Annotated in this window: 8 protein-coding genes; 2 read left to right on the top strand and 6 right to left on the bottom strand. The window is 53.3% G+C overall.

Features of this window, described 5'->3' with window-relative positions; all coding sequences use genetic code 11:
* Positions 1-401: 401 nt before the first annotated feature.
* Positions 402-1,007, bottom strand: coding sequence for a TetR/AcrR family transcriptional regulator (locus tag BS640_RS18315; protein WP_084913065.1), 606 nt, complete (start codon positions 1,005-1,007; stop codon positions 402-404).
* 184 nt (positions 1,008-1,191) lie between these two features.
* Between BS640_RS18315 and BS640_RS18320 the strand changes: the two genes are divergently transcribed.
* Together BS640_RS18320 and BS640_RS18325 are read left to right on the top strand one after the other, a co-directional pair.
* Positions 1,192-2,259, top strand: a complete 1,068-nt coding sequence (locus BS640_RS18320; RefSeq protein WP_084913062.1) for a sugar phosphate isomerase/epimerase family protein — start codon at positions 1,192-1,194, stop codon at positions 2,257-2,259.
* Positions 2,260-2,262: 3 nt separating this feature from the next.
* Positions 2,263-3,147, top strand: coding sequence for an alpha/beta fold hydrolase (locus BS640_RS18325; RefSeq protein WP_084913063.1), 885 nt, complete (start codon positions 2,263-2,265; stop codon positions 3,145-3,147).
* Between the two features lie 57 nt (positions 3,148-3,204).
* On the opposite strand, the gene BS640_RS18330 is transcribed toward BS640_RS18325, so the two are convergent.
* The 5 genes from BS640_RS18330 to BS640_RS18350 form a co-directional block, all read right to left on the bottom strand.
* Positions 3,205-3,984, bottom strand: a complete 780-nt coding sequence (locus tag BS640_RS18330; RefSeq protein WP_017490139.1) for a (S)-acetoin forming diacetyl reductase — start codon at positions 3,982-3,984, stop codon at positions 3,205-3,207.
* Between the two features lie 162 nt (positions 3,985-4,146).
* Positions 4,147-4,587, bottom strand: a complete 441-nt coding sequence (gene aroQ, locus BS640_RS18335) for a type II 3-dehydroquinate dehydratase (RefSeq protein ID WP_017490141.1) — start codon at positions 4,585-4,587, stop codon at positions 4,147-4,149.
* 9 nt (positions 4,588-4,596) lie between these two features.
* Positions 4,597-5,427: an amidohydrolase family protein gene (locus BS640_RS18340; protein ID WP_017490142.1), complete on the bottom strand. Its 831-nt coding sequence runs from the start codon at positions 5,425-5,427 to the stop codon at positions 4,597-4,599.
* Positions 5,424-6,689 carry a gallate dioxygenase gene (locus tag BS640_RS18345; protein WP_084913064.1) on the bottom strand — a complete coding sequence of 422 codons (1,266 nt, stop codon included), beginning with the start codon at positions 6,687-6,689 and terminating at the stop codon, positions 5,424-5,426. The genes BS640_RS18340 and BS640_RS18345 overlap by 4 nt, the downstream gene beginning before the upstream one ends.
* An 83-nt stretch (positions 6,690-6,772) precedes the next feature.
* Positions 6,773-8,152, bottom strand: coding sequence for an MFS transporter (locus BS640_RS18350; RefSeq protein ID WP_017490144.1), 1,380 nt, complete (start codon positions 8,150-8,152; stop codon positions 6,773-6,775).
* Positions 8,153-8,199: the final 47 nt, after the last annotated feature.

The raw sequence follows: 8,199 nt of genomic DNA on the forward strand, positions 1-8,199 counted from the left end.
TTCAATTAACGTGGGCAATAGCCGATCCCCGTCACAAAATTGACCTTGGCAGTGTAGCCCTATTACCTCAGTTTTTTCAAGGTTCAACTTTTTTAATCAGATACCTAGGATAGGTGATGCCTTCTGGAAGGGCGAGAAAATGCCCTCGGCGATTGAACAGCAAACGTGCGCAGTGGAGGGAGGAAAAACGACGCCAGTGCACTGAAAAGCACGTGCGTCGATGATGGAAAAACCCCTGTGACACCCTGTGCCCAATCAGCCGCATATTGCGGCTATATTCAGGCTGTGGGAGGGATTGTGTTGTCATTGCCGCACCTTGATTATTATTTAATGAGCGGAGTTTTTATGATGGCGGCATAAATGACAACGAACGAAAAAATCTATGTTTATTCTAACTACTTTCAGCGGTCTGGCACTGACCTCGCGGTCTCTAAAAGCCTCAGCGACAGGGCAATCACCTGCGATAAGTCGTTTCGACTCACGCCGTCACGCGCCTGAACAGACAGGCCGTGCAGGACGGTAGCAAAATAGTTTCCCAGCAGGTCTGCCGAGGCGTCGGCGGAGAGTTGCCCTTCCTGTGCCGCCCGACGGAATCTGTCGATAATGCCCTGCGTTCTTTGATTGCGCTGCTGTGAAAGCCACTCGGCGAGAGACTGATTCTCATCGCTAAGTCCGCTGGTGGAAGAGACCACCATACAGCCAAGGTGAAGCGGCTGGGCGGTGTACAGCAGTACGGCGTCCTCCAGCAAGCGGGAGATAGCGTGGGTAATGTCCGGCTCCCTGAGTGCGCGTTCGGCGAATCCGCCTTCGTTTTCCTCATAATGCGCAACGGCTTCCCGAAACAGCTGCTCCTTTGAGCCGAAAGCCTTATAAATGCGTGCCGATGCGATGCCCAGTGTCGCAACCAGACTTGACATCGACGTGCCCTCATAGCCGCAGCGCCAGAATAAGTCTCGGGCGTCGTTCAGCGCGGTATCGCGGTCAAATTCTCTCGGTCTTCCGGCCATCATGCTCTCTCATTGATGCAAATTTTATGGATTATTATCCGCCAGACGCCAAAAAATAACATTCAAAATCAGGAGTGTCTGGCTTTCTACACTAAGCCATTTGTGCTCAGTTCGCGTAAAAGGCTTGGCAAAGGGTGCCGATTGCTCCTATTGTTTGTCAATCGACAAACAATAGGGTAACACGATGAGAACCATAAAAGGACCCAGCCTGCATCTGGCACAATTTAGTGATGACCTCGCGCCTTTCAACAGCCTGCCGACTCTTGCAAAATGGGCGGCCGAGAATGGCTTTAAAGCGCTGCAAATTCCGGCGTGGGATACACGCCTCTTTGACGTCAACGTCGCTGCCGAAAGCCAGAGCTATTGTGACGATATCCGTGGCATGCTGGCGGAAGAGGGACTGGTCATTAGCGAATTGACGACGCATATTTTTGGCCAGCTGATGGCCGTTCATCCTGCCTATGAATCGCTGTGTGACAACCTGGCGCCCGCGTCGCTGCGCGGAAATCCGGCTGCGAGAACCGAATGGGCGAAAGGGCAGCTTTTGGCCGCCGCCAAAGCTTCGTCACGCCTCGGATTGACCGAGATGGGCACCTTCTCAGGCTCGCTGGCGTGGCCGTATATCTTTCCTTTCCCGCAGCGCCCGGAAGGGTTGGTTGAAGCGGCATTTGACGAATTGACTCGCCGCTGGTTACCGGTGCTCGACGCCTGTGACCAGCAGGGCGTTAATCTGTGTTATGAAATTCATCCCGGTGAAGACCTGCATGACGGCGTGTCATTTGAAATGTTCCTTGAGCGGACCGGTAACCACCCGCGTTGCAACATCCTTTTTGACCCCAGTCATTTTGTGCTTCAACAGCTTAACTATCTGGATTACCTGGATATCTACAAAGACGTTATCCGCATGTTTCACGTTAAGGATGCTGAATTCACGCCAAGCGGCCGTCAAGGGATGTACGGCGGCTACCAGTCATGGATCAATCGCGCGGGTCGCTTCCGTTCAACGGGCGACGGTCAGGTTGATTTCAAAGGTATTTTCAGCAAATTAGCGCAAAACGACTATGCCGGGTGGGCGACGCTTGAGTGGGAATGCTGTTTGAAAAATCAATACGATGGTGCACGCGAAGGCGCTGAATTTATTCGCCAACATATCCTTCATGTAACGGAAAAAGTGTTCGATGACTTTGCCGCCGCACCGGTGAGCGTTAAGCAGCTGCAACAGCTGTTGGGCATAAACGGACAGAAGGCGTAAAGCATGGAAAATCAAGACTATTTTTGTGCACAACAGGCAGCCAAACAGCATCACTATTTGACGGTGGGTCATCGCCGTCTGCACTACGTGACGCAAGGGCGAGGCCCTGCGGTGCTGTTGATTCCCGGCTGGCCGCAGACCTGGTATACGTGGCGCGACGTAATGAAACACCTCGCGCAGGCGGGATTCACTGCCGTCGCCGTCGACTCTCCCGGCACCGGTGAGTCGAGTCCGCCGTGTGGCGGGTACGATACCGGCAATATTGCCGCGCTGCTCAATCAGCTGATGCAGCATCTCGGTCACGCGCGTTACTCACTCATCGGTCACGATATCGGCATGTGGGTAGGGTACGCAATGGGGGCTGACTTTCCTGATGCGGTGCAACGAATGGTGCTGACTGAGGCGGTTATCCCCGGATTAGCGCCCGCACCTGAAATCTTCGTCAGTGGTGAAGAGAATTTGTTCCTGTGGCATTTCATGTTCAACCAGCTAGCCGATTTACCCGAGGCGCTGACTCAGGGGCGCGAGGCGCAGTATCTGGGCTATATCTTTGATAAATGGTCGTGGCAACGTAACAGGGTGGCGGCGGAGGAGTACGTTAAGGCCTACAGCGCGCCGGGCAGGCTACACGCCGGATTTAACTATTATCGTGCCATTCCGAAAACGATTCGCCAGAATCAGAAACGCGCATTGACGCCGTTAGCCATGCCGGTTCTGGCCATCGGAGCCTCCCATGCGACGCGCAATGCGCCGTTTGAGACGATGCAGAAGGTCGCACCAATGCTTGAAAGCGCGATGGTAAGCGACTGCGGGCATTTTATTACCGAGGAGTGTCCCGAGGATTTTTGTGCGCTGATAACGCCATTTTTATTGCGGGAAAGCCTTTAAACACCCTAAAAAAGCCTGCCTGCCGCAACGGCAGACAGGCTCACAGGTGAGCATTAATCAGTTAAAGACCATGCCACCGTCGATAAGCAGCGACTGGCCGGTCATGTAGTCGGAGTCAGGACCGGCGAGATAGGACACGCAGCCAGCCACGTCTTCCGGTTCGGAAAGGCGTTTGAGGGTGATGTTTTTCGCAAACTCCTGCGTTCCGTAGCCAACAGGTTTTCCTGCCGCTTTAGACACCTGACGGTCGATCTCTTCCCACATCGGCGTTTTCACAATGCCGGGGCAGTAGCCGTTGACGGTAATGCCGAGCGGAGCCAAGTCGCGTGCTGCCGTTTGGGTCAGGCCGCGCACCGCAAATTTGCTTGAGCTGTAGATGGCGAGTTCGGGATTCCCGACGTGGCCCGCCTGAGAGCAGGCGTTGATGATTTTTCCACCGTGTCCGAGGGATTTAAACGCGCTAACCGCCGCCTGAATGCCCCAGATAACGCCTTTGACGTTGATGTTATAAACTTTGTCGACGATTTCAGGCGTAATATCTTCAATTAGGGTGGTGGGGGCGATGCCCGCATTATTGACGATGACGTCAAAGCCGCCCAACTGCTGTTTTGCGGCTTCCACCGCAGAGAATACCTGATCGCGATCCGAGACATCCGCCAGTTGAGCAATCGCTCTGCCACCGGATTGATTGATTTCTTCTGCTACCTTTTTAGCGGTTTCGCCGTTGAAGTCGACAACGGCGACCGCAAAACCGTCTTTCGCCAAACGCAGTGCAATTGCACGGCCGATACCCTGGCCGCCACCCGTTACCAAAGCTACTTTTCCATGGTTAGACATACAGCCTGTCCTCTGTTAAGAATGAGTCTCTTGTTCAGGTGCTACGCGCAGTGCAAAGAGTTCTCATGCTCTTTGCCGTTGCGGGAGCTCAGGTCAGGTGTACGCCTCTCGGGACGGATGTTCAATTGTTGTTAACGAAGATTGGCTTTTTATTGATCTTGATTAACTTTTAGTGAGTAAAGCGGCTTTTCTGATCGCGTATTCGTAACCCTGAATACCAAAACCACAAATAACACCCACTGACACATCGGACAGGAAGGAGTGATGGCGGAACGCATCACGCTTGTGAACGTTGGTGATATGCACCTCAAACAGCGGCACATCAATAGCGGTCACGGCATCACGAATCGCCACCGAGGTATGGGTCCAGGCGGCGGCGTTGAGCACCAGTGCGCTGGTGTTGCCACGGCATGACTGAATCTTCTCAATCATTTCACCTTCAAAGTTGGTCTGGAAGAACTCAATCTCCACCTCACATTCTTCACCCGTCTTGCGGCAGAGTGCTTCGATGTCGGCCAGAGTATCGCGACCGTAAGTTTCAGGCTCGCGAGTGCCGAGCAGGTTGAGATTACATCCGTTCAGTACCACAATTTTACGCTGCATTCTTTTTCCTTAATCCTTAAATCCAAACAGCCTTTTCGGCGTTTCCCACATGATTTTTCTCTGCGTATTTTCATCAGGGAAAAGACGCTCTACCAGCATCAATAACGTGCCCAGGTCCATACGGTGCTCTGCGCGCAGGAACGGCCAGTCAGAACCCCACATGCACTGGTCAGCACCAAATGCCTCAAGCAGCGCGTGCTGATAGGCATGACCGTCGCCGTAAGGGAAGGGCTGACGGCTGAACTTGGACAATCCAGACAGTTTGACCCAGCAGCGGCCGCTGTCGCCGAGCGAGAGCAGCGACTGGAAAGCCGGTTGCTGCAAACCTGCGCTCACATCAGGGCGACCAGAGTGGTCAAACAGCAGTTTGGTTCTGCTGCGCGCCAGCATGGGCATCAACGCCAAAAGCTGGTCATCCTGAACCTGAATGGCGGCAAACATGTTGAGCTCGGCAAGTTTGCCCATCATATCGTCGAAGGCGATAAAAGGATCGACTCCGAGCATCGCGACATTAAGTGCGATACCGACGACGCCGGCCTGTTTCAATTCGGCTAGCCTTTCAAGGCTGCTGTCAAAAGGCACCACCGCAATACCGCGAAAACGGCCATTGCCTTTTTCAAGGGCGTCCAGCAGACAGCGACTGTCGGTGTTATAGCCGGAAGTTGGCCCCACTATCAGCGAATGACGGATGTTATAGGCCTGCATCACCGACTGATAATATTCCACCGTACCAATCTCATGCCCCTCTGGGCGATAAGCCGTATCCGCAATATAGGGAAAATTGATCGGATCAAAAACGTGGTGGTGCGTGTCTATTTTAGGCTGGTCGAAAATACTCATGCCTTGGCTTTCCCCGCAACAGAATAAAGAACCTGCTGGTTACGTGTTTTCTGGAACTCTTCCAGCGTCTGGCCGCGCATAGCAGAGTAAATGTGCAGGTTAGATACGCCGACCACTGCACCCAGTTTCTCCAGCAGGAAGAAGCTGACACCGTACTGAATCATTGAACGCCAGTCGAGGCTGCGGATCATCGATTGTTCATCGGTTGTCAGTTTGTTTTCATCAAACATCGCCTGCTGTTCGCTCAGGAAGCGCTCACGCCACGCAGGCTGAATCAGACGATGCAGGAAACGGTTGATACGTAACGCTTTCAGGCTACGCGCCTGGGTAAACGGATAGGTGCCTTCAAGCTTCTCAACGCCGGCCATTTGCAGGGCAATTTTGTCGCGCTGACGCTGGTGCACGTCGACCGGGGCTTCGCGAGATTTGTTCTCGAGCACCAGGGTTGCAATCCCCGTCATCGACGGCAGATAGTACGCATGGTGCAGTTTCTCGACGTTGGCAGACAGTGCGCCACGCATGACCAACCACATGATCTCTTCCGAACCTTCCATGCCGCTCAGCGTCGCGTATTCGGCGATGGTCATTTCGGTCAGACGTTCCGGATCGTTAATCAGCATGTCAACAAACTGCTCGTCCCACTCTGGATTGTTAAATCCGCAACGCTCGCCGTGAACCTGGTGAGATACGCCGCCGGTGGCAACGATTGCCACTTTCAGGTCTTCCGGGAAGCTTTCTACCGCGCGGCGCAGTGCCTGGCCCAGCTTATAGCAGCGGCGCGCGGTCGGAATAGGGAACTGCAACACGCCAATCTGTAGGGGAACAATCTGCGTCGGCCATCCGTTTTCCGTGTGCGGCATTAGCGCCGACAGCGGAGAGAACAGGCCGTGATCCAGCGGTTTGTCCATAAAGAATGACATATCGAACTCATCGGCCATCAGGCTTGCACCGATGTGCTGCGACAGTGCGGCGTGGCCTTTTACGGCAGGAATATCGCGCGGGCCACCGCCTTCGTCCGCCACTTCATAGCTATCATCAATGCCCAGCGTGAAGGCAGAATAGTGATCGAAGAAGAAAGAGGTGACATGGTCGTTAAACACATAGATCAGTACGTCTGGTTTTTTCTCGTCCAGCCATTTTTGCATGGGAGCAAAGCTTTCAAAGATAGGCGACCAAGCGCTTTCATTTTGCTTGTTGTGGTCAACCGCAAAACCAATGGTTGGGGTATGAGATACCGCCAATCCGCCGATAATTCTAGCCATACTGTTTGCCTCTACTGCATCAGTTAAAAGGGTAGAAGGAATTTTCCTTCAAAAATTTCAATCAATGAATCTTTTATCAAAGATTAACGAACATTCATGGTGCGTGACAGCTCCGGAATATCATTAAGGTCGATACCTTTGATCATTTCGACCGGATGCGCCGCACGGTGCATCAAAATACTCAGGCCAGCCAACAGCGCCGGGACGGCCAGAACCAGGAAAATCACGTTTTGACCCGAGAACAGGCCAAGCAAAATACCGCCGGTGGACGAGCTGATAATCGCCCCGGTGCGGCCTACGCCGTGCATCCAGCAAACGCCGGTTGCACGCATCTCGGTCGGATAAAATGCCGGAGAGAAAGCCTGCAATCCAGTCTGTGCGCCGTTAATACATACGCCGCTAAAGAACACCAAGACCGCCAGCGTGTTGGCACCAAAGTTACCGATGCCCTGCGACAGCAGGCAGGTCATGCCGATGAGATAGAACAGTGCAATGACGCGACGCGCTTTGAAACGGTCCATCAGTCCGCCGACCATCAGGCCACCAAAGGTGCCGCCGAGCTGGAAAAGACCGGCGACGATAGCGGCACGCTCCATCGTGAACCCACTGTTACGCATAATCGTTGGTAGCCAGCCGTTCAGCAGATAGATAACGAACAGGCCCATAAAATAGGTTAACCACAGCACCAGCGTGCCTTTCGCGTAGCCTTGAGTGAACAGCTGGAACACCTTGGCTTTCTGCTGGATAACGGGCGCTTTAAGAACAAATTTGGTTTCGCTTGAGAATACCCCGCCTGCACGACGCAGTACTTTTTCAATCTTCTCTTTGGCAACGTTGCGCACCACCATGTACATCGCAGATTCAGGCAGGATCCACAGCAGCACAGGCAGCATAACGAGCGGCACGATACCGCCGAGGAACAGCACCGATTTCCAGCCAAAGTGCGGCAGCAGACCTGCGGCAATAAACCCACCGAGTCCGGAGCCGATGTTAAAGCCGCTATACATCACGGTTATCATCAGGCTGCGGCGGCGTTCCGGCATGTATTCGGAAACCAGCGTGACGGTATTAGGCATGACGGCACCCAGACCTAAGCCGGTCAGGAAGCGGAGAATACCCATTTCCATCGGCGTGCGAGCGAAGGTGCTCATCATGCTAAACACCGCAAAGCACAGGATGGAAATCAGCAGAATGCGTTTTCTTCCGAAGCGGTCGGCATAAGGACCGGCAACCAGTGCGCCGATGGCGACGCCAAACATGGCCGCGCCGAGAATTGGCCCCATTGCACCTCGACCCATACCCCAATCATCCATGAGTGCCGGTGCAATAAAGCCCATCACTGCGGCGTCATAGCCGTCAAACATAATAATGATGAAACACAGTGATAAAATCAGCCATTGATAACCCGAAATAGATCGAGAATCTATCCAGGCTTTTACATCGACAATACTGTTCTGACTCATGGGGTACGCTCTCTATTTTTTTTATTAATATGTGATCGGATTAAAAC

The organism is Rouxiella badensis (assembly GCF_002093665.1).
Taxonomy (GTDB): Bacteria; Pseudomonadota; Gammaproteobacteria; order Enterobacterales; family Enterobacteriaceae; genus Rouxiella; species Rouxiella badensis.